34 protein-coding genes are annotated in these 25,523 nt (G+C 55.3%); 1 reads left to right on the forward strand and 33 read right to left on the reverse strand.

The genetic code is table 11. From position 1 onward, the window contains the following. Window positions 1-31 precede the first annotated feature (31 nt). Window positions 32-2,863 carry an excinuclease ABC subunit UvrA gene (uvrA, locus tag ACTRWH_RS17165; protein ID WP_085681647.1) on the forward strand — a complete coding sequence of 944 codons (2,832 nt, stop codon included), beginning with the start codon at window positions 32-34 and terminating at the stop codon, window positions 2,861-2,863. Between the two features lie 73 nt (window positions 2,864-2,936). Here uvrA and rplQ read toward each other — a convergent pair whose 3' ends face one another. From rplQ to rpoC, 33 genes are all read right to left on the reverse strand, one after another. Further along, window positions 2,937-3,335: a 50S ribosomal protein L17 gene (gene rplQ / locus ACTRWH_RS17170; protein WP_007153989.1), complete on the reverse strand. Its 399-nt coding sequence runs from the start codon at window positions 3,333-3,335 to the stop codon at window positions 2,937-2,939. A 33-nt stretch (window positions 3,336-3,368) separates the two neighbouring features. Further along, a complete protein-coding gene (locus tag ACTRWH_RS17175) occupies window positions 3,369-4,373 on the reverse strand; it encodes a DNA-directed RNA polymerase subunit alpha (RefSeq protein WP_036203352.1) in 1,005 nt (334 codons plus the stop codon). A 35-nt stretch (window positions 4,374-4,408) separates the two neighbouring features. Further along, the gene (rpsD, locus tag ACTRWH_RS17180) at window positions 4,409-5,029 is read right to left on the reverse strand and encodes a 30S ribosomal protein S4 (protein ID WP_007153991.1); all 621 of its coding nucleotides are present in this window, start codon (window positions 5,027-5,029) and stop codon (window positions 4,409-4,411) included. A gap of 18 nt (window positions 5,030-5,047) precedes the next feature. Then, window positions 5,048-5,437, reverse strand: coding sequence for a 30S ribosomal protein S11 (rpsK, locus tag ACTRWH_RS17185; protein ID WP_007153992.1), 390 nt, complete (start codon window positions 5,435-5,437; stop codon window positions 5,048-5,050). 13 nt (window positions 5,438-5,450) lie between these two features. Beyond that, entirely contained in the window at window positions 5,451-5,807 is a 357-nt protein-coding gene (gene rpsM / locus ACTRWH_RS17190; RefSeq protein WP_007153993.1) for a 30S ribosomal protein S13, read from the reverse strand. Between the two features lie 141 nt (window positions 5,808-5,948). Beyond that, window positions 5,949-6,062: a 50S ribosomal protein L36 gene (gene rpmJ / locus ACTRWH_RS17195; protein ID WP_008174902.1), complete on the reverse strand. Its 114-nt coding sequence runs from the start codon at window positions 6,060-6,062 to the stop codon at window positions 5,949-5,951. Between the two features lie 30 nt (window positions 6,063-6,092). After that, a complete protein-coding gene (gene secY, locus ACTRWH_RS17200) occupies window positions 6,093-7,415 on the reverse strand; it encodes a preprotein translocase subunit SecY (protein ID WP_007153995.1) in 1,323 nt (440 codons plus the stop codon). Window positions 7,416-7,432: 17 nt separating this feature from the next. Then, on the reverse strand, window positions 7,433-7,867 hold the full coding sequence (gene rplO, locus ACTRWH_RS17205) for a 50S ribosomal protein L15 (protein ID WP_007153996.1): 435 nt from the start codon (window positions 7,865-7,867) through the stop codon (window positions 7,433-7,435). A 1-nt stretch (window position 7,868) separates the two neighbouring features. Further along, window positions 7,869-8,057 (reverse strand): 50S ribosomal protein L30, encoded by a 189-nt coding sequence (gene rpmD, locus ACTRWH_RS17210; RefSeq protein WP_007153997.1) that lies wholly within the window; start codon window positions 8,055-8,057, stop codon window positions 7,869-7,871. Between the two features lie 4 nt (window positions 8,058-8,061). After that, on the reverse strand, window positions 8,062-8,562 hold the full coding sequence (gene rpsE / locus ACTRWH_RS17215) for a 30S ribosomal protein S5 (protein WP_007153998.1): 501 nt from the start codon (window positions 8,560-8,562) through the stop codon (window positions 8,062-8,064). A 12-nt stretch (window positions 8,563-8,574) separates the two neighbouring features. Further along, a complete protein-coding gene (gene rplR / locus ACTRWH_RS17220; RefSeq protein ID WP_007153999.1) occupies window positions 8,575-8,922 on the reverse strand; it encodes a 50S ribosomal protein L18 in 348 nt (115 codons plus the stop codon). A gap of 9 nt (window positions 8,923-8,931) precedes the next feature. Then, window positions 8,932-9,465 carry a 50S ribosomal protein L6 gene (gene rplF, locus ACTRWH_RS17225; RefSeq protein WP_036203349.1) on the reverse strand — a complete coding sequence of 178 codons (534 nt, stop codon included), beginning with the start codon at window positions 9,463-9,465 and terminating at the stop codon, window positions 8,932-8,934. Between the two features lie 9 nt (window positions 9,466-9,474). After that, entirely contained in the window at window positions 9,475-9,867 is a 393-nt protein-coding gene (gene rpsH / locus ACTRWH_RS17230; RefSeq protein WP_007154001.1) for a 30S ribosomal protein S8, read from the reverse strand. An 89-nt stretch (window positions 9,868-9,956) separates the two neighbouring features. Beyond that, window positions 9,957-10,262, reverse strand: a complete 306-nt coding sequence (gene rpsN / locus ACTRWH_RS17235; RefSeq protein WP_007154002.1) for a 30S ribosomal protein S14 — start codon at window positions 10,260-10,262, stop codon at window positions 9,957-9,959. Between the two features lie 12 nt (window positions 10,263-10,274). Continuing rightward, complete coding sequence (rplE, locus tag ACTRWH_RS17240; protein WP_036203346.1) at window positions 10,275-10,814, reverse strand: 50S ribosomal protein L5; 540 nt, start codon at window positions 10,812-10,814, stop codon at window positions 10,275-10,277. Between the two features lie 15 nt (window positions 10,815-10,829). Then, complete coding sequence (gene rplX, locus ACTRWH_RS17245) at window positions 10,830-11,150, reverse strand: 50S ribosomal protein L24 (RefSeq protein ID WP_007154004.1); 321 nt, start codon at window positions 11,148-11,150, stop codon at window positions 10,830-10,832. 16 nt (window positions 11,151-11,166) lie between these two features. Beyond that, window positions 11,167-11,535, reverse strand: coding sequence for a 50S ribosomal protein L14 (rplN, locus tag ACTRWH_RS17250; RefSeq protein ID WP_007154005.1), 369 nt, complete (start codon window positions 11,533-11,535; stop codon window positions 11,167-11,169). Window positions 11,536-11,593: 58 nt separating this feature from the next. Further along, the gene (rpsQ, locus tag ACTRWH_RS17255; protein WP_007154006.1) at window positions 11,594-11,860 is read right to left on the reverse strand and encodes a 30S ribosomal protein S17; all 267 of its coding nucleotides are present in this window, start codon (window positions 11,858-11,860) and stop codon (window positions 11,594-11,596) included. 1 nt (window position 11,861) lies between these two features. Further along, on the reverse strand, window positions 11,862-12,053 hold the full coding sequence (gene rpmC / locus ACTRWH_RS17260) for a 50S ribosomal protein L29 (protein ID WP_007154007.1): 192 nt from the start codon (window positions 12,051-12,053) through the stop codon (window positions 11,862-11,864). Beyond that, window positions 12,053-12,466, reverse strand: a complete 414-nt coding sequence (rplP, locus tag ACTRWH_RS17265; protein WP_007154008.1) for a 50S ribosomal protein L16 — start codon at window positions 12,464-12,466, stop codon at window positions 12,053-12,055. The genes rpmC and rplP overlap by 1 nt, the downstream gene beginning before the upstream one ends. A 12-nt stretch (window positions 12,467-12,478) precedes the next feature. Then, the gene (gene rpsC, locus ACTRWH_RS17270; RefSeq protein ID WP_007154009.1) at window positions 12,479-13,162 is read right to left on the reverse strand and encodes a 30S ribosomal protein S3; all 684 of its coding nucleotides are present in this window, start codon (window positions 13,160-13,162) and stop codon (window positions 12,479-12,481) included. Between the two features lie 11 nt (window positions 13,163-13,173). Continuing rightward, the gene (rplV, locus tag ACTRWH_RS17275; protein ID WP_007154010.1) at window positions 13,174-13,506 is read right to left on the reverse strand and encodes a 50S ribosomal protein L22; all 333 of its coding nucleotides are present in this window, start codon (window positions 13,504-13,506) and stop codon (window positions 13,174-13,176) included. 16 nt (window positions 13,507-13,522) lie between these two features. Next, window positions 13,523-13,798, reverse strand: coding sequence for a 30S ribosomal protein S19 (gene rpsS, locus ACTRWH_RS17280; protein WP_007154011.1), 276 nt, complete (start codon window positions 13,796-13,798; stop codon window positions 13,523-13,525). Window positions 13,799-13,821: 23 nt separating this feature from the next. Then, a complete protein-coding gene (gene rplB / locus ACTRWH_RS17285) occupies window positions 13,822-14,649 on the reverse strand; it encodes a 50S ribosomal protein L2 (protein ID WP_007154012.1) in 828 nt (275 codons plus the stop codon). A gap of 17 nt (window positions 14,650-14,666) precedes the next feature. Then, complete coding sequence (rplW, locus tag ACTRWH_RS17290) at window positions 14,667-14,960, reverse strand: 50S ribosomal protein L23 (RefSeq protein WP_007154014.1); 294 nt, start codon at window positions 14,958-14,960, stop codon at window positions 14,667-14,669. Next, window positions 14,957-15,562: a 50S ribosomal protein L4 gene (gene rplD, locus ACTRWH_RS17295; protein WP_007154015.1), complete on the reverse strand. Its 606-nt coding sequence runs from the start codon at window positions 15,560-15,562 to the stop codon at window positions 14,957-14,959. Before rplD ends, rplW begins: the two co-directional genes overlap by 4 nt. A gap of 11 nt (window positions 15,563-15,573) precedes the next feature. Then, entirely contained in the window at window positions 15,574-16,212 is a 639-nt protein-coding gene (gene rplC / locus ACTRWH_RS17300; RefSeq protein ID WP_007154017.1) for a 50S ribosomal protein L3, read from the reverse strand. A 73-nt stretch (window positions 16,213-16,285) separates the two neighbouring features. Beyond that, entirely contained in the window at window positions 16,286-16,597 is a 312-nt protein-coding gene (gene rpsJ / locus ACTRWH_RS17305; RefSeq protein ID WP_004580743.1) for a 30S ribosomal protein S10, read from the reverse strand. 187 nt (window positions 16,598-16,784) lie between these two features. Next, window positions 16,785-17,981: an elongation factor Tu gene (gene tuf, locus ACTRWH_RS17310; RefSeq protein ID WP_462826680.1), complete on the reverse strand. Its 1,197-nt coding sequence runs from the start codon at window positions 17,979-17,981 to the stop codon at window positions 16,785-16,787. A gap of 35 nt (window positions 17,982-18,016) precedes the next feature. Next, entirely contained in the window at window positions 18,017-20,122 is a 2,106-nt protein-coding gene (gene fusA, locus ACTRWH_RS17315) for an elongation factor G (protein WP_036203343.1), read from the reverse strand. Window positions 20,123-20,140: 18 nt separating this feature from the next. Continuing rightward, window positions 20,141-20,611, reverse strand: coding sequence for a 30S ribosomal protein S7 (rpsG, locus tag ACTRWH_RS17320; RefSeq protein WP_036203340.1), 471 nt, complete (start codon window positions 20,609-20,611; stop codon window positions 20,141-20,143). Between the two features lie 113 nt (window positions 20,612-20,724). Then, on the reverse strand, window positions 20,725-21,099 hold the full coding sequence (rpsL, locus tag ACTRWH_RS17325; RefSeq protein WP_007154021.1) for a 30S ribosomal protein S12: 375 nt from the start codon (window positions 21,097-21,099) through the stop codon (window positions 20,725-20,727). Between the two features lie 168 nt (window positions 21,100-21,267). Beyond that, window positions 21,268-25,482: a DNA-directed RNA polymerase subunit beta' gene (gene rpoC, locus ACTRWH_RS17330; RefSeq protein ID WP_036203337.1), complete on the reverse strand. Its 4,215-nt coding sequence runs from the start codon at window positions 25,480-25,482 to the stop codon at window positions 21,268-21,270. Between the last annotated feature and the right edge of the window lie 41 nt (window positions 25,483-25,523).

Raw genomic sequence — 25,523 nt, forward strand, 5'->3', positions numbered from 1 at the left:
TAATTTGCGTTTTTTCCGACTGCGAGGTGTTATGGACCATATCCAGATCAAAGGGGCACGAACCCACAATCTGAAGAACATTGACCTGGATATGCCGAGGGACAAGCTGATCGTTATCACCGGGCTGTCCGGCTCTGGCAAATCTTCTTTGGCGTTTGACACGCTTTACGCCGAGGGACAGCGTCGGTACGTGGAATCACTGTCCACCTACGCAAGGCAGTTTCTGTCGATGATGGAAAAGCCAGACGTGGATCATATTGAAGGCCTGTCGCCGGCCATTTCGATCGAGCAGAAGAGCACCTCCCACAACCCCCGTTCTACCGTCGGTACCATCACCGAAATCTACGACTACCTTCGCCTGCTGTTTGCCCGCGCTGGCGAGCCCCGCTGCCCGGATCACGATCTGCCACTAGAGGCCCAGACTGTAAGCCAGATGGTGGATCAGGTGTTGGCCATGCCCGATGACAGCAAGCTGATGATCCTCGCTCCGGTCATCCGTGACCGCAAGGGGGAGCACCTGCAGGTCATCGACACGATGCGCAGCCAGGGCTTTATCCGCCTGCGGGTGGACGGCCGTGTTTACGATATCGATGACGTTCCAACACTGGACAAGAAACGGAAGCACCAGATTGACGTGGTGGTCGACCGCTTCAAGGTCAAACCGGGGCTTGAGCAACGGCTTGCCGAGAGTTTTGAAACCGCTCTGGGCCTGGCTGATGGCATCGCGCTCGTTGCCCCCATGGATAATGAGGGAAACGAACATACGTTTTCTGCCCGCTACGCGTGTACCCAGTGCGGATACGCCATCAGCGAGCTGGAACCGAGACTGTTTTCCTTCAACAACCCTGCCGGCGCCTGCCCGACTTGCGATGGCCTGGGCGTCAAGCAATTCTTCGATGCCGAAAAGATCGTCCAGCACCCAGAGGCCACCCTTGCCGAGGGCGCCATCAAGGGCTGGGACCGCAGGGCCGTGTACTATTTCCAGATGCTGACCAGTGTGGCCGAACATTACGACATCAACATGGACACTCCCTGGGAGGACCTGCCGGAGGATTTTCGTCAGGCGCTGCTCTACGGCACGGGAACCGAAGACGTCCCATTCCGCTATGTAAACTCGCGCGGCCACATCATGGAGAAGGCCCATCCTTTTGAGGGCATCCTGCCAAACCTCGAGCGCCGCTACCGGGAAACCGAATCACAGAGCATGCGAGAGGAACTGGCCCGCAACCTCAGCACGCAGCCCTGCAAAGAGTGCGGCGGCTCACGACTGCGACGCAGCGCCCGGCATGTGTTTGTTGAGAAGAACAACATCTCGGACGTCACCCACATGCCTGTCGGCGACGCCCATGACTATTTCGGACAACTTGCCCTTCCTGGCCGCAAGGGCGAAATTGCCGAAAAAATCCTCAAGGAAGTTCGTCAGCGACTGCAATTCCTCGTTAACGTTGGCCTGGAATACCTGACCCTTGAACGCAGCGCCGATACACTCTCCGGCGGCGAAGCCCAGCGCATACGGCTGGCGAGCCAGATCGGTGCCGGCCTTGTGGGCGTCATGTACATTCTCGATGAACCATCCATTGGCCTGCACCAACGGGATAACGATCGCCTACTGGCCACACTGTTCCATCTGCGGGATCTGGGCAATACCGTTATCGTTGTCGAGCACGACGAAGACGCCATCCGGGCTGCAGATCACGTGATCGATATCGGGCCGGGTGCAGGCGTGCACGGTGGCCACATCATTGCCCAAGGCACGCCCGAAGACATCATCGCCTCCAAGGACTCCCTCACCGGGCAGTACTTGTGCGGCGAAAAAGAGATCGCGATCCCTGAACAACGCCATACCCGGAAGGGTAAACCACTGGTACTGGCAGGCGCGACCGGAAACAACCTGCAAGGCGTCACATTAACCTTACCGCTGGGTGTTATGACGTGTGTCACCGGCGTTTCGGGCTCCGGCAAGTCCACGCTGATCAACAGCACCCTGTATCCGGTGTGTGCTGCAAAGCTCAACAAAGCCACGAGCCTGAGCCACGCGCCCTATGAATCCCTGAAAGGGCTGGACCAGCTCGACAAAGTCATCGACATCGACCAGAGCCCCATAGGCCGGACACCCCGCTCTAACCCGGCGACCTACACCGGACTGTTCACTCCGATACGTGAACTGTTTGCCGGCACCCAGGAAGCCCGTTCCCGCGGATACAAACCAGGCCGTTTCAGCTTCAACGTTAAGGGCGGTCGTTGTGAGGCCTGTCAGGGCGACGGCGTGATCAAGGTGGAAATGCACTTCCTGCCGGACGTGTATGTCCCCTGCGATGTCTGCAAGGGTAAGCGCTACAACCGCGAAACTCTGGAGGTCCGATACAAGGGCAAGAGCATTCACGAAGTGCTGGAGATGACCGTAGAAGAAGCCCGCGAATTTTTCGACCCGGTTCCGTTCCTCGCCCGCAAACTGCAAACGCTGATGGACGTCGGGCTATCGTATATCCGCCTCGGGCAAAGTGCAGTCACCCTTTCCGGAGGCGAGGCCCAGCGCGTCAAACTGGCCAAGGAACTGTCCAAGCGCGATACCGGCAAGACACTCTACATTCTTGATGAGCCCACTACCGGCCTGCACTTCTACGACATCCAGCAACTACTGACCGTACTGCAGCGACTTCGGGATCATGGCAACACCATCGTGGTGATCGAGCACAACCTGGATGTGATCAAGACGGCGGACTGGATCATTGACCTTGGGCCCGAAGGCGGCTCCGGTGGCGGTCAGATCATTGCGGAAGGGACGCCAGAGCATGTTGCCGCAGAGACGGGGTCACATACCGGGCGGTACCTGAAGGGCGTCTTGGCCCAGAATCGGAAATAAACACTACAAGTGATGAGACATAAAAAAACCGGAGGGATTAACCTCCGGTTTTTTTATGGGCTTGGCGAAAAACTTAATCTTCGCTTTCGTCCACTTCTTCTGCTTCGATGTCCAGCGGACGACCAACCAGCTCTACAAATGCCATGGGGGCATTGTCGCCGGCACGGAAGCCACACTTCAGGATACGAAGGTAACCACCCGGACGCTCGTTGTAACGGGGACCAAGCTCATTGAACAGCTTGGCAACCGCCGCATCGTCACGCAGGCGAGAAAACGCCAGACGACGATTCGCGACCGAATCATTCTTTGACAGCGTGATCAAAGGCTCCGCTACCCGGCGAAGTTCTTTCGCTTTCGGGAGCGTAGTTTTGATCAGCTCGTGTTCAACCAGTGACGCAGTCATGTTACGGAACATGGCCTTGCGATGCGCACTGGTCCTGCTGAACTTACGACCACTCTTACGATGACGCATTGCTCTGATTCCTTACCTTAAACTAATCGGCGATTAACCGCCCAGGACCCGATCGTCGCCACGAAGGCTAGCCGGCGGCCAGTTATCAAGACGCATACCCAGTGACAGACCGCGGGACGCGAGCACGTCCTTGATCTCAGTAAGCGACTTTTTACCAAGGTTAGGCGTCTTCAGCAGCTCAACTTCAGTGCGCTGAATCAGATCGCCGATGTAGTAAATATTCTCAGCTTTCAAGCAGTTAGCTGAACGCACTGTCAATTCCAGATCATCAACCGGACGCAGGAGAATCGGATCAATTTCTTCCTCTTCCTCAACACGCTCGGGTTCTTTCTCGTGATCGAAATCAACAAACACGGCCAGTTGTTGCTGGAGGATGGTCGCGGCCCGGCGAATCGCTTCTTCCGGGTCGATCGTACCATTGGTTTCCAGATCAATAACCAGCTTGTCCAGGTCGGTGCGCTGTTCTACCCGTGCACTTTCCACGGCGTAGGCAACACGGCGGACCGGACTGAAAGTTGCGTCCAGTTGCAGGCGTCCAATGGCGCGAGTTTCGTCCTCGTCCAGACCCCGCTGATCAGCAGGCTCATAGCCGCGACCACGGGCAACCTTCAGACGCATGTTCACTTCACCATTGGCACTCAGGTGACAGATCACATGTTCCGGGTTGGTGATCTCGACATCGTGATCCAGCTTGATATCACCGGCAGTGACAACGCCCGGGCCTTTCTTGCTGAGGGTTACCTCGGCATCGTCCCGGCCGCCCATTTTCACGGCCACGCCTTTAAGATTCAGAAGAATCTCAATGACGTCTTCCTGAACACCTTCGATCGCGCTGTACTCGTGCAACACGCCGTCGATCTGTGCCTCGGTAATGGCACAGCCCGGCATTGAGGACAAGAGTATCCGACGCAGTGCGCTACCAAGAGTATGACCGAAGCCCCTTTCCAGAGGCTCCAGGGTCACTTTGGCGCGCATGGCGCTTGATTCTTTCACGTCAATGGTACGAGGTGTCAATAACTCATGTACTGAACGCTGCATAGACGCCCCTAATTGCTCTCGTTGCTAACTGGGCTTTACTTGGAGTAAAGCTCGACGATGAGGTTCTCGTTGATGTCGGCCGGCAATTCAGTGCGCTCGGGCACTGACCTGTAAACGCCGGACATCTTGCTGGCGTCGACCTCTACCCAGCTCACCGGTGCGCGGCTGGAAGACAGATCCAGCGCGCCTTTAACGCGAAGCTGGTTTTTTGCCTTCTCACGCACGCTCACAACATCACCCGGACGGACCTGATAAGACGGGATGTTCACCAGCTTATCGTTGACCAGGATCGCTTTGTGAGAAACGAGCTGACGGGACTCAGCACGGGTAGAACCAAAACCCATGCGATAGACAACGTTATCAAGACGGCCTTCCAGCAGCTGCAACAGGTTCTCACCGGTTGCACCCTTGATGCGGGCGGCCTCTTTGTAATAGTTGCGGAATTGCTTCTCCAGCACGCCGTAGATACGACGGACTTTCTGTTTTTCACGAAGCTGTACGCCATATTCGGACAGACGACCGCGACGCGCGCCGTGCATACCCGGCGGAGTCTCGATGTTGCACTTTGAATCGAGCGCGCGAACACCGCTCTTCAGAAAAAGATCTGTCCCTTCACGACGAGACAGCTTGCACTTCGGGCCTATGTAACGAGCCATAATTCACTGTCTCCTGTGTTAGACGCGGCGCTTTTTGGGCGGACGACAACCGTTATGGGGAATCGGCGTCACATCAGTGATGTTAGTGATCTTGTAGCCGCACGCGTTCAGCGCACGAACCGCAGATTCACGTCCGGGCCCCGGACCTTTAACCTCTACGTCCAGGTTTTTAAGGCCGTATTCAGCAGCCGCATTACCGGCTCTTTCAGCTGCTACCTGCGCAGCAAAAGGTGTACTCTTGCGTGACCCACGGAAACCGGACCCACCAGAAGTGGCCCAGGACAATACGTTGCCCTGACGGTCAGAAATGGTCACGATAGTGTTGTTGAAGGACGCGTGAATGTGCGCGACGCCATCAACAACCGTCTTTTTCACCTTTTTACGGGTACGTGTACCTGGCTTTGCCATGTTTGCCTACCTGTTACTTACGAATAGGTTTGCGAGGACCTTTACGGGTGCGGGCGTTGGTCTTTGTGCGCTGGCCACGGACAGGGAGTCCATGACGGTGGCGCAGACCACGGTGGCAACCGAGATCCTTCAAACGCTTAATGTTCATCTGAACTTCACGACGCAGATCGCCTTCAACGGCCAGCTTGCCTACTTCTGTACGAAGTGATTCAAGCTGCTCGTCGGACAGGTCCTTGACCTTGACGTCCGGCTTAACACCGGTTGCATCGCAAAGCTTCTGGGCTGCTGTCTTACCGACTCCAAAAATGTAAGTCAGAGAGATAACAGCATGTTTGTGATCGGGTATATTGACACCGGCTATACGTGCCATCCAAATTACTCCGCGTTCAAAGCTTTGCTGTGTGAATTTTCCGCCACTATAAAAGGGCGCGAAATAATAGCGCCTGACCCCACCTGAGGTCAAGCGCCATTAATCGTACCCTTTACAATGTCAGTGCTGAATCCGTAAGGATTAACCCTGACGCTGCTTGTGGCGAGGCTCCGAGCAAATGACTCGTACTGAGCCATTGCGACGAATTACTTTGCAGTTACGGCAAATTTTCTTTACCGAAGCGCGTACTTTCATTGTCGACTCCAGTTTTCAAGGGGAACGAAATTATCCGTTCCGACCATAGCCCTTGAGATTGGACTTCTTCATCAACGAATCATATTGATGAGACATCAGGTGCGACTGAACCTGAGCCATGAAATCCATCACCACGACTACAACAATCAGCAGAGACGTGCCGCCCAGATAGAACGGTACATTCCCGGCAACCATCAGAAACTGAGGGAACAGGGACACTGCTGCAATGTACATTGCACCGAACAGAGTCAGGCGGGTCAGCACACCATCAATATACTTGGCAGTCTGATCGCCCGGACGAATGCCCGGAATAAACGCGCCTGAGCGCTTGAGGTTATCCGCAACTTCTTTCGGGTTATACATCAACGCTGTATAGAAGAAGCAGAAGAAAACGACTGCTGCTGCGAACAGAATGATGTATAGCGGCTGGCTAGGTGCCAATGCCTGGGAAATATCACTCAGCCATTCCATGCCCTCGCCCTGACCGAACCACTGCCCCAGCGACGCCGGGAACAGCAGAATGGAGGAAGCGAAGATCGGCGGAATAACGCCTGCCATATTCACTTTTAAAGGCAAATGGCTGGACTGCTGAGCAAATACCCGCCGGCCTTGCTGGCGCTTCGCGTAATTGATGGTCAGTCGACGCTGACCACGCTCCATAAACACCACGAAGCCAATTACAGCAACCGCCAGGATACCAATACCCAGAACCACCAACAGACTCATCTCGCCGTTACGCGCTTGCTCCAGGGTCTGCCCTATGGCACCTGGAAGGCCAGCAACAATACCGGCAAAAATCAGCAGGGAAATCCCGTTGCCGACGCCGCGCTCGGTGATCTGCTCACCCAACCACATCATGAACACGGCACCACTGACAAAGGATACCACAGCCACAAAGTGGAAGCTGAAGCTGTCGTTGAAGGTCACACCCTGGGATGCCAGCCCGACAGAAATACCAAAGCCCTGAACCAGGGCCAGGATAACCGTACCATACCGCGTGTACTGGCTTATCTTGCGACGGCCAGCTTCACCCTCCTTCTTCAGTTGCTCCAGCGTCGGACTGACCGCTGTCATCAACTGCATAATAATAGAGGCTGAAATATACGGCATGATACCAAGTGCGAAGATACTCATCCGCTCAAGCGCACCACCGGAAAACATGTTGAACATGCTCAGGATTGTGCCCTGGTTCTGTTCAAACAGTGCCGCCAGACGGTCGGGGTTAATACCCGGCACCGGGATGTGGGCACCGATCCGGTACACCAGCAATGCCAGGAAGACGAACCAGAGCCGCGATCGCAGCTCTGCCAGTCCTTTACCCGCGCCCGCAGGCAATGATGCGTTCTTGGCCATTTAGTCCTCGACTCGCCTTAGTCTTCGACTTTACCGCCCGCGGCAGTGATCGCCTCGCGTGCGCCTTTGGTCACCTTCAGACCCTTGACAGTCACTGCGCGGCTCAGTTCGCCGGACAGAATAACCTTCGCTTCACGAATTTCTTCGCGAACGATGTCAGCCTTCTTCAGGGCCTCGAGATCAGCTACGTCACCGTCGACTTTCGCCAGTTCGTTCAGACGAATTTCAGCCACATAGCGCTGCTGGCGCGAGGTGAAACCGAATTTCGGCAGACGACGGGCCAACGGCTGCTGGCCGCCCTCGAAACCAGGCGCGACACTGCCGCCGGAACGGGCCTTAAGACCCTTGTGACCACGACCACCGGTCTTGCCGAGGCCGCTACCGATACCGCGACCCACGCGCTTGGCGGCAGGACGTGAACCAGGCTCCGGACTAAGTTCGTTCAGACGCATCTTAGTTCTCCTCTACCTGCACCAGGTAGTTAACCCGGTTGATCATCCCGCGGATGGAAGGGGTATCTTCCACTTCCACGGTGTGACCGATTTTACGGAGACCCAGGCCCTTGACGCACAGCTTGTGCTTGGGCTGACAGCCGATGGGGCTGCGGGTCAGTGTTACTTTGATCGTTTTTGCGTTCGCCATGACTTCAACCCAGAATCTCTTCCACGGATTTACCGCGCTTGGCTGCAATATCTTCAGGCGCTTGAGTTGCCTGGAGACCCTTGATGGTGGAACGTACCACGTTCACCGGGTTGGTGGACCCGTAACACTTGGACAGTACGTTCTGCACACCCGCTACTTCCAGTACGGCACGCATAGCGCCGCCGGCGATGATACCGGTACCTTCTGATGCAGGCTGCATGTAGACCTTGGAACCACCATGCTGCGCTTTAACCGCGTACTGCAGGGTATTTCCGTCAAGCGGGATGTCGACCATGTTCTTGCGTGCAGCTTCCATCGCTTTCTGGATCGCAACCGGCACTTCACGCGCCTTGCCACGACCGAAACCAACGCGTCCTTTACCATCACCCACTACAGTCAGTGCAGTGAAGGCAAAAATACGACCGCCCTTAACAACCTTGGCGACGCGATTGACCTGAACCAGCTTCTCCTGGAGCTCAGGCGCCTTCTGTTCGTTAACGCTCATCTTCTCCACCTCTTAGAATTGCAAGCCAGCTTCACGGGCTGCGTCGGCCAGAGCCTGGACGCGACCATGATAACGGTAACCGGAGCGGTCAAAAGCGACCTGCTCTACACCTGCTGCCTTGGCACGCTCAGCAATCAACTGACCGACCTTTTTGGCAGCGTCCACGTTACCGGTTGCACCCTGGCGCAGGTCCTTATCCAACGTGGAGGCAGCCGCCAGCACCTTGCTGCCGTCTGCAGTGGTAACCTGGGCGTACATGTGCCGGGGTGTACGATGTACACACAGGCGGTTGGTGCCCAGCTTACGGATCTTCATGCGCACTTTGCGTGCGCGACGCAATCTTTCGTTATTCGCGCTCATAGTCCCGCCTTATTTCTTCTTGGCTTCTTTGCGTCTGACCTGCTCATCCGCATAACGCACACCCTTGCCTTTGTAAGGCTCTGGCGGACGGAATGCGCGGACTTCTGCAGCGACCTGGCCAACCTGTTGCTTGTCGATTCCGCGAATCACAACTTCCGTATTGGACGGAGTTTCAGCGGTAATCCCCTCGGGCAGCTCATACTCAACCGGGTGTGAAAAACCCAGCGTCAGATTGAGCTTCTTACCTTGCGCCTGGGCACGGTAGCCTACGCCCGTCAGCGCGAGCTTGCGCTCAAAGCCTGTAGACACACCGGTCACCATATTGTTGACCAATGCGCGGGTAGTACCAGCAAGAGCGCGGGACTGTTTGGCTCCATCACGGGGTGCGAAGCGCAGAACGTTTTCTTCCTGCGTGACCTCTACCACATGGTGGATGGTGAATTGAAGCGATCCTTTGGACCCCTTCACATTAATTTCCTGTCCGTTCAGCTTAACCTCAACACCGGAAGGCAGCACGACAGGATTATTGGCAACCCTGGACATGTGTATCTCCTAAAATACGGTGCAGATGACTTCGCCACCCACGCCGGCAGCACGTGCAGCGCGGTCTGTCATTACGCCCTTGGACGTAGAGACAATCGCGACTCCCAGACCGCCGGATACCTTCGGCAGCTCCCCAGCGCCCTTGTACTGGCGCAGACTCGGACGGCTGACCCGCTTGATTTCCTCAATAACCGGCTTGCCACCGAAGTATTTGAGGTTAATGGTCAGCTCGGGTTTCGCGTCAGCTGAGACGGAAAAATCGGCTACGTAACCTTCGTCCTTAAGGACCTGGGCTACGGAGATCTTCATCTTTGAAGACGGCATGGCCACATCGGCCTTCTGTGCCATCTGTGCATTACGGATACGGGTAAACATATCCGCAAGCGTATCTTGCATACTCATTGGTATGAGACTCCTGATCTTTTTAGTTGTGCAGCGGCGCGCCGCACCGCTTACCAACGGGCACCTGACCTGCGGTCAGTGTACCTGCCTTACCAGCTTGCTTTGGTCAGGCCCGGGACGTCGCCGCGCATGCCAGCTTCACGCAACTTAATACGTGACAGCTTGAACTTGCGCAGAACGCCGTGGGGACGACCTGTAACCTGGCAACGATTACGAAGACGCGAGGGAGACGCATCACGAGGAAGCTGTTGCAGCTTCATCTGTGCATCCCAACGGTCATCATCGCTGGTATTCGGGTTCTTGATAATCGCCTTGAGTTCGGCGCGCTTCGCTGCGTACTTCGCAACGGTTTTTTCGCGCTTGAACTCGCGGTTCTTCATGGAAACCTTAGCCATTACACTCGTTCCTTATTTCTTGAACGGAAAGCCAAAGGCTTTCAACAGTTCGCGACCTTCATCGTCGGTACCGGCAGTGGTGGTAATGGTGATATCAAGTCCACGGATCTTGTCGACTCTGTCGTACTCGATCTCGGGGAAAATGATCTGCTCACGCACACCCATGCTGTAGTTACCGCGACCATCGAAGGACTTGGGATTCAGACCGCGGAAGTCACGAATGCGGGGTACCGCAATGTGAACCAGACGATCAAAGAAATCCCACATACGCTCACCGCGCAGGGTAACTTTACAACCGATCGGCCAACCTTCACGGATTTTAAAGCCCGCTACGGATTTACGTGCCAAAGTGACAACGGCTTTTTGACCTGCCAGGCGCTCAAGATCCGCCACGGCATTTTCAATCAGCTTCTTGTCACCGACCGCTTCGCCGACACCCATATTCAGGGTGATCTTTTCGATACGCGGCACCTGCATGATGTTCTTGTAGCTGAACTCTTTCTGCAGGGCGGGTACCACTTCCTTACTGTACTGCTCTTTCATGTTAAGCATCGTAACCACCACCGCTTACTGGTTATCGACGACTTCTTTCGTGGACTTAAAGATCCGCACTTTAGCGCCGTCTTCCTTGATCTGGAAGCCTACGCGATCGGCTTTGCCGGTCTGCGGATTAAAAATAGCCACGTTGGAAGCCTGGATAGGTGCTTCTTTTTCGACGATGCCACCTGGGGTGCCGAGCATCGGGTTTGGCTTGGTGTGCTTCTTGATCATATTGATCCCAGAAACAACAACCCGGCCATCGTCCTGAACCTTCAGGACTTTACCACGTTTGCCTTGGTCTTTCCCCGTAGTGACGATTACTTCGTCATCTCGTTTGATCTTTTTCATAACCGGCCTCTGGTCCTTAAAGTACTTCGGGTGCCAGTGAAATAATTTTCATGAACTTCTCATTTCGCAGTTCACGGGTAACCGGTCCGAAGATACGGGTACCAATGGGTGCGTCCTGATTGTTCAGAAGTACTGCCGCGTTTCCGTCGAAACGAATAAGCGACCCGTCGGGACGACGCACACCTTTACGGGTACGTACAACGACAGCTTTCAGGACCTGGCCTTTTTTCACTTTACCGCGGGGGATGGCTTCCTTAACGGTTACCTTGATGATATCCCCAACGCTGGCATAACGCCGATGTGAACCGCCCAGGACCTTGATGCACATCACCTGACGTGCACCACTGTTGTCCGCGACTTCAAGCATTGTTTGAGTCTGAATCATGGTTATTCTCCAGCAGAAACCACTTTGCCGTTACGACAAGACTCACCGTCCGGGCGAGTTACACCTTCGATGCGCGTTCGGTGACTTCCACCAGAGCCCAGCTTTTGGTCTTGGAGACCGGGCGGGTTTCCTGGATTGTAACGGTGTCACCGATGTTGCACTGATTGCTCTCGTCGTGAGCATGAATTTTGGATGAACGCTTCATGTACTTACCGTACAGAGGATGCTTAACCTGGCGCTCAACCAGAACCACAATGGATTTCTCCATTTTGTTGCTCACGACCTTGCCGCTCAGGGTTCTGGCAGTTTGGGTAGCTTCAGTCATGTTACTGTCCTGCCTTTTCATTCATAACTGTTTTCACGCGAGCAATGTCACGCTTCACCTTCGGAAGAAGATGAGACTGATTCAGCTGACCTGTCGCCTTACGCATGCGCAGGTTGAACTGCTCCTTCAGGAGGTCGATCAGCTCTTTGTTCAGCTCCTCGACTGACTTGTCACGCAGCTCTGTTGCTTTCATCACATCACCGTCCTCGTTACAAAGGTGGTCTGTACGGGCAGCTTGGCCGCAGCAAGAGTGAACGCGTCACGAGCGATTTCCTCGGAAACACCTTCCATCTCATACAGCATCCGGCCTGGCTGAATTTCAGCCACCCAGTACTCGACAGAACCCTTACCTTTACCCATTCGTACTTCGAGCGGCTTGCTGGAGATCGGCTTGTCCGGGAAAATCCGGATCCAGATCTTACCGCCCCGCTTGATGCGGCGAGTCATGGTACGACGCGCTGCCTCAATCTGGCGCGCAGTTATACGTCCACGGCTTGTCGCCTTCAATCCGTATTCACCGAAGCTCACCTTGTTAGCACGGTGCGCAAGACCGGTGTTACGGCCTTTCATTACCTTGCGAAATTTGGTGCGTTTTGGTTGCAGCATTTGAGTGCCCCTTTACTTAGAACCTTTCTTCCCAGAGGCTTTCTTGTCAGCACGGACCTGCTCCATACCACCAAGAATCTCACCTTTGAAGATCCATACCTTGACGCCGATAATGCCGTAAGTGGTTTTCGCTTCGTAGGTCGAGTAATCAATGTCTGCACGCAGTGTGTGCAGAGGTACACGACCTTCGCGATACCACTCGGAACGGGCAATTTCAGCACCCCCGAGACGACCGCCTACCTGAATCTTGATGCCTTTCGCACCCTGGCGCATGGCGTTCTGTACCGCACGCTTCATAGCGCGACGGAACATCACACGACGCTCCAGCTGACCGGCAACGTTCTGCGCGACCAGGCGGGCATCCAGGTCCGGCTTGCGGACTTCTTCGATGTTGATGTGCACGGGCACACCCATCATGTCGCTGACTTCGCGACGCAGACGGTCAACATCTTCACCCTTCTTACCGATAACAATACCGGGACGGGCTGTATGGATCGTGATACGGGCGTTCTGAGCAGGGCGCTCGATCACAATCTTGCTGACAGACGCCTTTACCAGACGCTTGTCCAGGAATTCGCGAACCTGAATATCATTCAACAGGTTGTTCGCGTATTCCGCCTTTTCGGCGTACCACACTGAGTTGTGCTCTTTGATCACACCCAGGCGCATGCCGGTTGGATTTACTTTATGACCCATCTGAGCATCTCCTACTTGTCGGCGACCTTGACGGTGATATGACAGGTGCGCTTGAAAATCCGGTCAGCGCGCCCCTTGGCTCGAGCTTTGATTCGCTTGAGCGTCGGACCCTCATCCACCATAACGGTGGAAACCCGCAAATCATCTACGTCCAGACCTTCGTTGTGCTCAGCGTTAGCGATGGCAGACTCAAGGGCTTTCTTGAGAATGACCGCCGCCTTCTTCGGGCTGAAAGTCAGAATGTTCAGGGCGTCCTCAACAGCCTTGCCGCGTACTTGGTCAGCGACAAGACGCGCTTTCTGAGCTGAGAGGCGAGCGCCCTTGTACTTGGCTGCTACTTCCATTTCTATTACCTCACAATCAGCGTTTAGCTTTCTTGTCGGCCGCATGACCACGATAAGTACGCGTCGCCGCGAACTCACCCAGCTTATGCCCGACCATATCTTCGGTGACATAAACCGGCACGTGCTGCTTGCCGTTGTGGACTGCAATGGTCAGGCCTACCATCTCCGGAAACACTGTCGACCGGCGGGACCAGGTTTTGATCGGCCGCTTGTCGTTAGCTTCCAGAGCTGCCTCGACCTTCTTCAACAGATGCAGGTCTATAAAAGGACCTTTCTTCAAAGAACGTGGCACAGCATTTACCTCTATGTAGTCGTTTACTTGGCTGAACGACGACGTACTATCATCTTATCAGTACGTTTGTTCTTACGAGTCTTATGCCCTTTGGTCGGAACACCCCACGGAGTAACCGGGTGACGCCCGCCAGAGGTACGCCCTTCACCACCACCATGTGGGTGGTCAACTGGGTTCATAGCAACACCACGTACTGTTGGACGTTTACCGCGCCAACGTGATGCACCCGCTTTACCAAGCTGCTTGAGGCTGTGTTCGCTGTTGGACACTTCGCCCAACGTTGCGCGACAGTCAACAAGCACCTTACGCATTTCACCTGAGCGCAGGCGGATGGTGGCATAAGCCCCTTCCCGAGCAACCAGCTGTACGGATGCGCCCGCAGAGCGAGCCAGCTGAGCACCTTTGCCAGGCTTGATTTCGACGCAGTGAATCACAGAACCGACCGGAATATTCCGGAGCGGAAGTGTGCTTCCTACTTTAATCGGCGCGTCGATGCCGGAGCGCACAGGGTCACCAATCTGCATACCTTTGGGAGCGATAATGTAGCGACGCTCGCCATCGGCGTACTTGATCAGCGCAATGTGCGCAGAGCGGTTAGGATCGTATTCCAGGCGCTCGATAGTCGCCGGGATACCATCTTTGGTCCGCTTAAAGTCAATGACACGGTAGTGTTTTTTATGTCCACCACCAATGTGACGGGTAGTGATGCGACCAAAATGGTTGCGACCACCCGATTTACTAAGAGTTTCTACCAACGGCTCGTAAGGGCGCCCCTTGTGAAGATCAGGGTTAAAGAGCTTAACAACGTGACGGCGGCCGGCAGATGTTGGCTTGGTTTTGACGATCGGCATTTTACGACCCCTTTACCTTATTCCACATCCAGAAAATCAATGTCCTGACCGTCCGCAAGCTTAACGTAAGCCTTACGAATGTCAGCACGCTTGCCGAAGCCGCGAACGGTACGCTTGAGCTTACCCTTACGGTTCAGAACCTGAACACCTTCGACGGTGACGTTGAACAGCTGCTCAACGGCTTTCTTGATCTCGGGCTTGGTTGCGTCAGGGGCTACACGGAATACCACCTGACCACTTTCCGCGACCAGAGAGGCTTTCTCTGATACGTGAGGCCCAAGAAGAACCTTGTAAATACGTTCCTGATTCATCCCAGCATCTCCTCGATTTTCTTCAGAGCGGGAACAGTCACAACCACTTTGTCGAAGGCGACAAGGCTAACCGGGTCAAGGCCGGCGACATCACGCACATCAACGTGCGGGATATTGCGCGAGGCCAGGTGCAGGTTCTGCTCGACGTTGTCGGACAGAATCAGCGCGTTACTGACACCGATATCGCTCAGCTTGGCAGTGAAGGCCTTGGTCTTGGGCGTTTCGACATTCATGTCGTCGACCACAACCAGGCGCTCCTGACGGACCAGCTCGGAAAAAATGGAGCGCATCGCTGCGCGGTACATTTTGCGGTTTACCTTCTGCTCAAAACTCTGAGGCTTGGCAGCGAAGGTAACACCACCGGACCGCCACAGCGGACTGCGGATGGTACCGGCACGGGCACGACCCGTACCCTTCTGACGCCAGGGCTTCTTACCACCACCAGCGACTTCCGAACGTGTTTTCTGAGCACGGGTACCCTGGCGCGCACCGGACATATACGCGGTGACAACCTGGTGAACCAGTGACTCATTAAAATCTTTGGCGAATGCAGCGTCGGAAACCGAGATTCCCTTGCCGCTACCTGTAATAGTCAATTCCATCGCACCGCTCCTCAGGCTTTAACTGCAGGCTTGATGACAACATTTCCGCCGGTCGCGCCCGGAACGGCACCACGAATCAGCAGAAGGTTGCGCTCGGCGTCGACACGGACGACTTGCAGGTTCTGCACGGTCACCTGCGCATTGCCCATCTGGCCCGCCATCTTTTTGCCCTTGAATACCTTGCCCGGAGTCTGGTTCTGACCGATGGAACCCGGAGCACGATGAGAAAGGGAGTTACCGTGTGTGGCGTCCTGCATGGAGAAGTTCCAGCGCTTTACGCCGCCCTGGAAACCTTTACCCTTGGACTGACCAACAGCATCAACGACCTGGCCATCTTCAAAGATGGAAGCGGTAATCTCTCCGCCTGCAGCCAGCTCTTCGCCTTCGCCATCAGCGAGACGGAATTCCCACAGACCACGACCAGCCTCGACTCCGGCTTTGGCGTAATGGCCCGCTTCGCTTTTAGTCACACGAGAGGAACGACGCTTACCAACGGTTACCTGAACCGCGCGATAGCCATCGCTTTCAAGAGTTTTCAGCTGGGTAATGCGGTTGGGCTCAACCTCAATTACCGTTACGGACACTGCTTGCCCGTCTTCCGTAAAAATACGGGTCATACCGGCCTTGCGACCGACAATTCCAATTGCCATGTTTCACCTCTTAAGTGTACGGGGCTCTCACCCTCTATGGCCTTATGACAGTTACACAGACTAACGCTTGGCGTTAGCCGAGGCTGATCTGAACGTCTACACCTGCTGCCAGATCCAGCTTCATCAAAGCATCTACTGTCTTTTCCGTCGGCTCGACGATATCCAGCAAACGCTTGTGTGTACGAATCTCGTACTGATCGCGCGCGTCTTTGTTGACGTGCGGTGAAATCAGAACGGTGTACTTTTCCTTCCGCGTCGGCAGAGGGATTGGTCCACGCACTTGAGCGCCGGTCCGCTTCGCGGTATCGACAATCTCCTGCGTTGACTGGTCGATCAGGCGATAATCAAACGCCTTCAACCGGATTCGAATTTTTTGGCTTTGCATGATGCACCAAACTCCACTCGTAGCAGCTACTAGTTAGCCGACCTTCAAAAAAAGGAGCCGCATTGTATGCATAATACCCAGCAGTGTCAACTGCGATGAGCAGCGACTCTACCAGGTCAGATTGTGCGGCTGAAACAGAAAAAGGGGCTGACTTTCAGCCCCTTTTTCCTTAGATCATTCGAATAATTTATTCGATGATCTTTGAGACTACGCCGGCACCAACGGTACGACCACCTTCACGAATCGCGAAGCGCAGGCCATCTTCCATGGCGATCGGAGCAATCAGGGTAACACTCATCTTCACGTTGTCACCCGGCATAACCATTTCCACACCTTCCGGCAGCTCACAGGAACCTGTGACGTCGGTGGTACGGAAGTAAAACTGCGGACGGTAACCCTTAAAGAACGGGGTATGACGACCACCTTCTTCTTTGCTCAGCACGTACACTTCGCACTCGAACTTGGTGTGCGGAGTGATCGAGCCCGGAACCGCCAGTACCTGACCACGCTCAACGTCGTCACGCTTGGTACCACGCAGCAGAACACCAACGTTCTCACCAGCACGACCTTCGTCCAGCAGCTTGCGGAACATCTCAACACCGGTACAAACGGTCTTCACGGTATCTTTGATACCGACAATTTCCACTTCGTCACCAACCTTGATGATGCCGCGCTCAACACGACCGGTTACAACCGTACCGCGACCAGAGATGGAGAACACGTCTTCAATCGGCATCAGGAACGGCTGATCAATCGCACGCTCCGGATCCGGGATGTACTCGTCCAGGGCTTCTACCAGCTTCTTAACAGCGGTAGTACCCATTTCGTTATCATCCTTACCTTCCAGCGCCATCAGCGCGGAACCGGTAACGATCGGCGTGTCGTCGCCCGGAAAGTCGTACTGGCTCAGCAGTTCGCGAACTTCCATCTCGACCAGCTCCAGCAGCTCCTCGTCATCAACCATGTCCGCCTTGTTCAGGAACACAACGATGAAAGGAACGCCAACCTGGCGGGACAGCAGGATGTGCTCGCGAGTCTGCGGCATGGGGCCGTCAGCTGCGGAACAAACCAGGATCGCGCCGTCCATCTGCGCCGCACCCGTGATCATGTTCTTCACGTAGTCAGCGTGGCCCGGGCAGTCAACGTGCGCATAGTGACGCGCCGGCGAATCGTACTCAACGTGAGAGGTCGCGATGGTGATACCACGCGCCTTCTCTTCCGGTGCGTTATCGATCTGGTCGAATGCGCTTGCACTACCAGTACCCCACACTTCGTGACACACACGAGTCAGCGCGGCTGTCAGCGTGGTCTTGCCATGGTCTACGTGACCAATGGTGCCCACGTTTACGTGCGGCTTATTACGCTCAAATTTTGCTTTAGACACGGTTACACCTCTTCCTGTTTCTTAAGTCCTGGGGATCAACCCTTTTTAATGATCGCTTCGGCAATGTTCGAGGGAGCTTCCATATAGCGGGAGAACTCCATCGCATAAGACGCCCGACCCTGCGTTGCAGAACGCAGATCGGTGGCGTAACCGAACATCTCCGACAACGGAACCTCGGCACGGATTGTCTTGCCCGATGGGCCGTCTTCCATACCCTGAACCAGACCACGACGGCGGTTCAGATCACCAACGACGTCACCCATATACTCTTCAGGGGTAACGCACTCGACCTTCATGAGCGGCTCAAGAAGGGCCGGACTAGCCTCCAACGCGCCTTTCTTCATCGCCATGGATCCGGCGACCTTGAACGCCATCTCGTTGGAGTCAACGTCATGGTAGGAACCATCGTACAGCGTGGCCTTGATCCGCAGCAGAGGATAACCGGCCAGACAGCCGTTCTTCATCTGCTCTTCAATGCCCTGCTGAACAGCGGGAATGTATTCCTTGGGAACCACACCACCAACGATTTCGTTTACGAAGATGAAGTTCTCGCCATCCTCCTCGTCGAGAGGCAGCGGCTCAAGCTTGAGCTTGACATGACCATACTGACCACGACCGCCAGACTGACGTACGAACTTACCTTCCACATCCACGTTCTTACGGATGCATTCACGATAAGCCACCTGCGGCTTACCAATGTTCGCTTCAACCTTGAACTCGCGACGCATTCGGTCAACGATGATGTCCAGGTGAAGCTCACCCATACCGGAGATGATGGTCTGGCCAGATTCTTCATCAGTACGAACCTGGAAAGACGGATCTTCCTGAGCAAGCTTGCCCAGAGCAACACCCATTTTCTCCTGGTCAGCCTTGGACTTCGGCTCAACGGCTACAGAAATAACCGGCTCAGGGAACTCCATGCGTTCCAGGATAATTTTATGATTCTCATCACAAAGGGTATCACCGGTGGTGACACTCTTCAGGCCGATTGCCGCAGCAATATCACCCGCGAGAACTTCCTTGATCTCCTGACGCTCTTTGGAGTGCATCTGAACCATACGGCCGACGCGTTCCTTCTTGCTCTTTACGGAGTTGTAGACTGCATTACCAGATTCGAGCTTACCGGAGTAAACCCGGAAGAAGGTTAGCGTGCCAACAAACGGATCGGTGGCGATTTTGAACGCGAGAGCCGAGAAAGGCGCGTCGTCGTCAGCCTGACGGGTTTCTTCAGTACCGTCTTCATCGACCTCACCACGGATGGCTTTGACTTCGTCCGGAGCCGGCAGGAATTCGATCACCGAATCCAGCACCGCCTGAACACCCTTGTTCTTAAAGGCAGAACCACATGTCGCGACAACAATCTCGTTGGCGAGCGTACGGATACGCAGACCTTTCTTGATGTCTTCAATGCTGAGCTCGCCCTCTTCAAGGTAGCGCTCCATCAGCTCTTCATTAGCTTCAGCAGCCGCTTCCATCATTTCTTCGCGGTACTTCGCTACTTCGTCAGCCATTTCGGCAGGAACGTCGCGCTGGTCATAGGTAGCACCGGCATCATCTTCGTTCCAGTAAATCGCCTTGTTACGAATCAGGTCAACCAGACCAGCGAACTCGTCTTCGGCACCGATCGGCAACTGAATGGGAACGGCAGTCGCACCCAGACGGTTCTTAATCTGATTCACAACGCGCAGGAAGTTGGCACCGGCACGGTCCATCTTGTTGACGAACACCATGCGGGGCACTTCGTACTTGTTGGCCTGACGCCAAACAGTCTCGGACTGCGGCTCAACACCAGAGGAGCCACAGAACACCACAACTGCACCGTCGAGCACACGCAGGGAACGCTCTACCTCGATGGTAAAGTCAACGTGCCCCGGGGTGTCGATGATGTTGATGCGGTGCTCAGGATACTGCTTATCCATGCCCTGCCAGAAACAGGTGGTTGCAGCAGACGTGATGGTAATACCACGCTCCTGCTCCTGCTCCATCCAGTCCATGGTCGCCGCGCCATCATGAACCTCACCGATTTTGTGGGAAATGCCTGTGTAGAACAGAACCCGCTCGGTGGTTGTGGTCTTGCCCGCATCAACGTGCGCACAAATACCAATGTTTCTGTATCTCTTGATCGGAGTCTTGCGTGCCACTGTATGAACCTCGGCTGATTAGAAACGGAAGTGAGAGAACGCCTTGTTGGCTTCTGCCATGCGATGAACGTCTTCGCGCTTCTTAACAGCGGAGCCCTTGCTATCAGCGGCATCCAGGATTTCACCTGCCAGACGCTGCGCCATGGACTTTTCACCACGCTTCCGTGAAAATTCTACGAGCCAGCGCATGGCCAGCGCGTTCTGACGGGAAGGCCGTACTTCGACAGGCACCTGGTAGGTAGCACCACCCACACGACGGGATTTAACTTCAACCATCGGCTGGATGTTTTCCAGGGCCTTCTCGAACATGTCGATCGGCTCTTCCTTGGACTTGTCGGCAACGATATCGAGCGCGCCATAAACAATGCGCTCAGCAACAGCTTTTTTGCCGCTTTCCATCACATGGTTGATGAACTTGGCCAGCCGTGCACTGCCGAATTTGGGATCCGGGATAATTTCCCGTTTTGCTGCAACTCTTCTTCTAGGCATCGATAAGCCCTTATCTATTAAAAGGTCTTCAGGAACCCCTGAGATAGCATCAGCTACTCAGCCTTACTCTTACCGTTCTACGTAGCAACGATAAAAGACACCCGTGTGGGACATCAGGACTTGGGTCGTTTTGCACCGTACTTGGAGCGGCCCTGCTTACGGTTCTGCACACCCTGGGTGTCCAGTGTTCCGCGAACAGTGTGATAGCGCACACCCGGAAGGTCTTTTACTCGACCGCCACGGATCAGCACAACACTGTGCTCCTGAAGGTTGTGACCTTCACCACCAATGTATGAGGAAACCTCGTAGCCGTTGGTCAGGCGAACACGGCACACTTTACGCAGTGCTGAGTTCGGCTTCTTCGGCGTTGTGGTGTACACACGAGTACAAACACCACGGCGCTGCGGGCAAGCCTGCAGAGCAGGAACGTCGCTCTTGGCCGCTTTGCGTTTACGAGGCTTACGCACCAACTGATTAATCGTTGCCATGTAAGCAAACTCCAAAAAACCGTATCAATGAAACTTACCCCCGACAGGCGGGGGTAAAATTTGAGGGTCGCAAGTTTAAGCCTGCGACCCTGAACAGTCAAGATGACTGATCTCTTTTTGACCACCCGCCAGGTAAGTAACTACCGGCGGGTGGCGTTACCGGTCAACTCAGCTTTCGCGGTTGAGTTCGGCACTCAGAGCTTCTTCGACATCCGCTGCCGTTACGCCCTGCTCTTCCAGATCACGCTTGCGACGACGCTCTGCGTGGTATGCCAGACCGGTACCAGCCGGAATCAGGCGACCAACGACAACGTTCTCTTTCAGCCCGCGGAGGTAATCCCGCTTGCCGGTGACGGCGCCTTCGGTCAGAACCCGCGTGGTTTCCTGGAACGATGCCGCTGAAATGAACGACTCCGTCGCCAGAGATGCCTTGGTAATACCCAGCAACAAGCGCTCACAACGTGCGGTTTCCTTGTCTGCCGCTTCCGCTTTTTCGTTCTCTTCCATGAACTGGGTAATTTCTACCTGATCGCCAGCCAGCAGGCTGGTATCACCGGCATCAGTGATCTCCACCTTACGCAGCATCTGTCGAACGATAACCTCAATATGCTTATCGTTGATGACAACACCCTGCAGACGGTAAACGTCCTGGATTTCGTTGGTGATGTACTTGGCCAACGCAACCACACCCAGAAGACGAAGGATGTCGTGCGGATTGGACGGGCCATCAGAGATAACCTCACCCTTCTCGACCGTTTCACCCTCGAACACGTTCATCTGGCGATGCTTGGGAATCAGAACCTCATACGGATCCGCATCCTTCGGCGTAATCACCAGACGTTTCTTGCCCTTGGTTTCCTTGCCGAAGGACACCACACCACTGACTTCAGCCAGGATGGACGACTCTTTCGGACGACGGGCCTCGAACAGGTCGGCAACACGCGGCAGACCACCGGTGATATCCCGGGTCTTCGAGCTTTCCTGCGGAATACGGGCAACCACGTCACCCAGCTCGATCTTGGCGCCATTGGCCATGGTCACCAGCGCGTTCGCCGGCAGGAAGAAGATCGCGGTACCACCACCTGGCAACTCAACATCGTTACCCTTGTCGTCGATCAGCTGAATGGCAGGACGAATGTCCTTACCAGCCGCCGGACGCTCTTTCGGGTCGATAACCTCCATCGTGGAAAGACCCGTCAGCTCATCAGTCTGGGTACGGACGGTAATGCCCTGATCCATGTTGACGAACTTGGCGGTACCTTCCGCTTCAGCGATGATTGGGTGCGTGTGCGGATCCCACTTGGCAACCGCAACCCCTGCCTCCACGGCGTCGCCGTGCTTGACAGACAGCACCGCACCATAGGGCAGCTTGTACCACTCGCGCTCACGACCCTGCTCATCGGCAATGGCCAGCGCTGAGGAACGGGACACAACAACCAGACTGCCGTCGCTCTTCTCGATCGATTTCAGGTTGTGCAGACGAACGGTGCCGCCGTGCTTGACCTGGATATTGTCAACCGCTGATGCCCGGCTTGCCGCACCACCGATGTGGAAGGTACGCATGGTCAGCTGGGTACCCGGCTCACCGATGGACTGTGCAGCGATAACACCGACAGCCTCGCCCACATTGACCTCGTGGCCACGGGCAAGATCACGGCCATAACACTTGGAGCAGATACCGTGGCGAGTCTCACAGGTGATCGCAGAGCGAACCCAGACTTCGTCCACACCGGCACGCTCAAGGGATTCAACCGCTTTCTCGTCCAGCAGGACGCCGGCCTCGACAACGGCATTGTCCTTGTCCGTTGGCGTAAAGGCTGCACGGGCCGTAACACGACCAAGCACACGATCACCCAGCGGTACAACAACGTCGCCACCCTCGATGTGCGGCGTCATCAACAGACCTTCTTCGGTACCACAGTCGGTTTCGGTAACGACCAGATCCTGGGAAACGTCTACCAGACGGCGAGTCAGGTAACCTGAGTTCGCGGTCTTCAGTGCCGTATCCGCCAGACCCTTACGGGCACCGTGGGTGGATATGAAGTACTGGAGTACGTTCAGACCCTCACGGAAGTTCGCAGTGATCGGCGTCTCGATGATGGAGCCGTCCGGCTTCGCCATCAGGCCACGCATACCAGCAAGCTGGCGAATCTGAGCCGCGGAACCCCGGGCGCCCGAATCAGCCATCATGTAAACCGAGTTGAACGACTCCTGCATCAAGTCTTCGCCGTCCTCACCTTTAACTGGCTTGCCGTCTGGCCCGATAACCTGCTCCTTCGAGAGCCGATCCATCATCGCCTTCGACACTTTGTCGTTGGCACGGGACCAGATATCGATAACCTTGTTGTACTTCTCACCCTGGGTCAGCAGACCGGATGCGTACTGGGTCTCGATGTCCTTGACTTCCTCGGAGGCAGCATCCACCAACTCGTATTTCTCGGGAGGAATCTCGAAGTCGTTGAAGCCGATCGAGATACCGGAAACCGTCGCATAGTGGTAGCCCATGTACATGAGCTGGTCAGCAAAGATAACGGTATCCTTGAGGCCGGCATCACGGTAACAGGTGTTGATCAGATTCGAGATCGACTTCTTGACCATCGGCTTGTTGACCAGCTCATAGGACAGGCCGTCAGGAACGATATCGAACAACAGCGCACGACCGACCGTGGTGTCAACGATCTTGTACTCTTCGGTACGCTCGCCGTCTTCCTGGATCGTGACTTCCTTGACCCGGACCTTGACGATCGCCTGAAGGTCAACCTTGCCAGCACCATAGGCACGGTGCGCTTCTTTAACATCGGCAAACACCATGCCTTCACCGACGGCACTCTTGCGCTCGCGGGTCATGTAGTAAAGACCCAGTACCACGTCCTGGGACGGCACGATGATCGGCTCGCCGTTGGCCGGCGACAGCACGTTGTTGGTGGACATCATCAACGCACGGGCTTCGAGCTGGGCTTCCAGGGTCAGCGGTACGTGTACCGCCATCTGGTCACCGTCGAAGTCGGCGTTGTAGGCCGCACACACCAGCGGATGCAGCTGAATGGCCTTGCCTTCGATCAGTACCGGCTCGAACGCCTGGATACCCAGACGGTGAAGAGTCGGTGCCCGGTTCAGCATGATCGGATGCTCACGGATGACCTCGTCCAGGATATCCCAGACCACGCCTTCCTCACGCTCGACCATCTTCTTGGCGGCCTTGATGGTGGTCGCCAAGCCACGGTGCTCAAGCTTCGAGAAGATGAACGGCTTGAACAGCTCCAACGCCATCTTCTTGGGCAGACCACACTGGTGCAAACGCAGGTACGGACCAACCACGATCACGGAACGACCGGAGTAGTCCACACGCTTACCGAGCAGATTCTGACGGAAGCGACCTTGCTTACCCTTGATCATGTCGGCCAGGGACTTCAGCGGACGCTTGTTGGTACCAGTGATGGCGCGACCACGACGGCCGTTATCCAACAACGCATCAACCGCTTCCTGTAGCATCCGCTTCTCGTTGCGCACAATAATGTCCGGAGCATTCAGCTCCAACAGGCGCTTGAGGCGGTTGTTACGGTTGATCACCCGGCGATACAGGTCGTTCAGGTCAGAGGTGGCAAAACGGCCACCATCCAGCGGCACCAGCGGACGAAGATCCGGCGGCAGAACCGGCAGAACGGTCATGACCATGTCGCCCGGCTTGTTGCCGGAATACAGAAAAGCCTCAAGAATCTTCAGGCGCTTGCTGAACTTCTTGATCTTGGTCTCGGAGTTGGTCTGGGGAATCTCTTCCCGCAAGGCCTCAACCTCGGCCTGCAGATCAATACCTTCCAGCAGCTCCTGGACGGCTTCGGCACCCATGCGGGCATCGAATTCGTCACCGAACTCTTCAAGGGCTTCGTAATACTGCTCGTCGTTCAGCAATTGACCGCGCTCAAGCGTCGTCATGCCCGGCTCGATCACGATGAACGACTCAAAATACAGGACCCGCTCGATATCGCGCAGGGTCATGTCCAGCATCAGGCCGATGCGGGACGGCAGTGATTTCAGGAACCAGATGTGGGCGACCGGGCTGGCGAGCTCGATGTGCCCCATGCGCTCACGGCGCACACTGGCCAGTGCCACTTCAACACCGCACTTCTCGCAGATGACACCACGGTGCTTGAGCCGCTTGTACTTGCCGCACAGGCACTCGTAATCCTTGATCGGGCCGAAGATCTTGGCACAGAAAAGACCGTCACGCTCAGGCTTGAACGTACGGTAGTTGATGGTCTCAGGCTTTTTGACCTCACCAAAAGACCATGAACGGATCATGTCAGGCGACGCCAGGCCAATACGGATGGCGTCAAATTCCTGCTTCTGGTTCTGGTTTTTGAGAAGATTCAGCAAATCTTTCATCAGTAACAGCTCCGGATGGCGTTATTCTCGGGCGGGTACCG

It is taken from the genome of Marinobacter sp. G5_S1_61_S3 (assembly GCF_054968585.1).

Coding starts and splice junctions, on each gene's coding strand:
- rpsQ (WP_007154006.1), bottom strand. CDS start 11,860: ATGACTGAAGCTACCCAAACTGCCAGAACCCTGAGCGGCAAGGTCGTG.
- ACTRWH_RS17175 (WP_036203352.1), bottom strand. CDS start 4,373: ATGCAGCGTTCAGTACATGAGTTATTGACACCTCGTACCATTGACGTG.
- rpsG (WP_036203340.1), bottom strand. CDS start 20,611: ATGCCTAGAAGAAGAGTTGCAGCAAAACGGGAAATTATCCCGGATCCC.
- rpsE (WP_007153998.1), bottom strand. CDS start 8,562: ATGAGCGTTAACGAACAGAAGGCGCCTGAGCTCCAGGAGAAGCTGGTT.
- rpsH (WP_007154001.1), bottom strand. CDS start 9,867: ATGAGTATGCAAGATACGCTTGCGGATATGTTTACCCGTATCCGTAAT.
- rpmJ (WP_008174902.1), bottom strand. CDS start 6,062: ATGAAAGTACGCGCTTCGGTAAAGAAAATTTGCCGTAACTGCAAAGTA.
- rplB (WP_007154012.1), bottom strand. CDS start 14,649: ATGCCGATCGTCAAAACCAAGCCAACATCTGCCGGCCGCCGTCACGTT.
- rpsL (WP_007154021.1), bottom strand. CDS start 21,099: ATGGCAACGATTAATCAGTTGGTGCGTAAGCCTCGTAAACGCAAAGCG.
- rplO (WP_007153996.1), bottom strand. CDS start 7,867: ATGCGTCTGAACGAACTTAGTCCGGAGCCTGGTTCACGTCCTGCCGCC.
- rpmD (WP_007153997.1), bottom strand. CDS start 8,057: ATGGCGAACGCAAAAACGATCAAAGTAACACTGACCCGCAGCCCCATC.
- rpsC (WP_007154009.1), bottom strand. CDS start 13,162: ATGGGTCATAAAGTAAATCCAACCGGCATGCGCCTGGGTGTGATCAAA.
- rpsN (WP_007154002.1), bottom strand. CDS start 10,262: ATGGCTAAGGTTTCCATGAAGAACCGCGAGTTCAAGCGCGAAAAAACC.
- rplX (WP_007154004.1), bottom strand. CDS start 11,150: ATGAAAAAGATCAAACGAGATGACGAAGTAATCGTCACTACGGGGAAA.
- rplV (WP_007154010.1), bottom strand. CDS start 13,506: ATGGAAGTAGCAGCCAAGTACAAGGGCGCTCGCCTCTCAGCTCAGAAA.
- rplF (WP_036203349.1), bottom strand. CDS start 9,465: ATGTCCAGGGTTGCCAATAATCCTGTCGTGCTGCCTTCCGGTGTTGAG.
- rpmC (WP_007154007.1), bottom strand. CDS start 12,053: ATGAAAGCAACAGAGCTGCGTGACAAGTCAGTCGAGGAGCTGAACAAA.
- rpoC (WP_036203337.1), bottom strand. CDS start 25,482: ATGAAAGATTTGCTGAATCTTCTCAAAAACCAGAACCAGAAGCAGGAA.
- rpsD (WP_007153991.1), bottom strand. CDS start 5,029: ATGGCTCGTTACATAGGCCCGAAGTGCAAGCTGTCTCGTCGTGAAGGG.
- secY (WP_007153995.1), bottom strand. CDS start 7,415: ATGGCCAAGAACGCATCATTGCCTGCGGGCGCGGGTAAAGGACTGGCA.
- rplR (WP_007153999.1), bottom strand. CDS start 8,922: ATGAGCGCGAATAACGAAAGATTGCGTCGCGCACGCAAAGTGCGCATG.
- uvrA (WP_085681647.1), top strand. CDS start 32: ATGGACCATATCCAGATCAAAGGGGCACGAACCCACAATCTGAAGAAC.
- rplQ (WP_007153989.1), bottom strand. CDS start 3,335: ATGCGTCATCGTAAGAGTGGTCGTAAGTTCAGCAGGACCAGTGCGCAT.
- rplE (WP_036203346.1), bottom strand. CDS start 10,814: ATGCTTAACATGAAAGAGCAGTACAGTAAGGAAGTGGTACCCGCCCTG.
- rpsJ (WP_004580743.1), bottom strand. CDS start 16,597: ATGCAAAGCCAAAAAATTCGAATCCGGTTGAAGGCGTTTGATTATCGC.
- rplP (WP_007154008.1), bottom strand. CDS start 12,466: ATGCTGCAACCAAAACGCACCAAATTTCGCAAGGTAATGAAAGGCCGT.
- rplD (WP_007154015.1), bottom strand. CDS start 15,562: ATGGAATTGACTATTACAGGTAGCGGCAAGGGAATCTCGGTTTCCGAC.
- rpsK (WP_007153992.1), bottom strand. CDS start 5,437: ATGGCAAAGCCAGGTACACGTACCCGTAAAAAGGTGAAAAAGACGGTT.
- rpsM (WP_007153993.1), bottom strand. CDS start 5,807: ATGGCACGTATAGCCGGTGTCAATATACCCGATCACAAACATGCTGTT.
- rplN (WP_007154005.1), bottom strand. CDS start 11,535: ATGATTCAGACTCAAACAATGCTTGAAGTCGCGGACAACAGTGGTGCA.
- rplC (WP_007154017.1), bottom strand. CDS start 16,212: ATGGCAATTGGAATTGTCGGTCGCAAGGCCGGTATGACCCGTATTTTT.
- rplW (WP_007154014.1), bottom strand. CDS start 14,960: ATGAATCAGGAACGTATTTACAAGGTTCTTCTTGGGCCTCACGTATCA.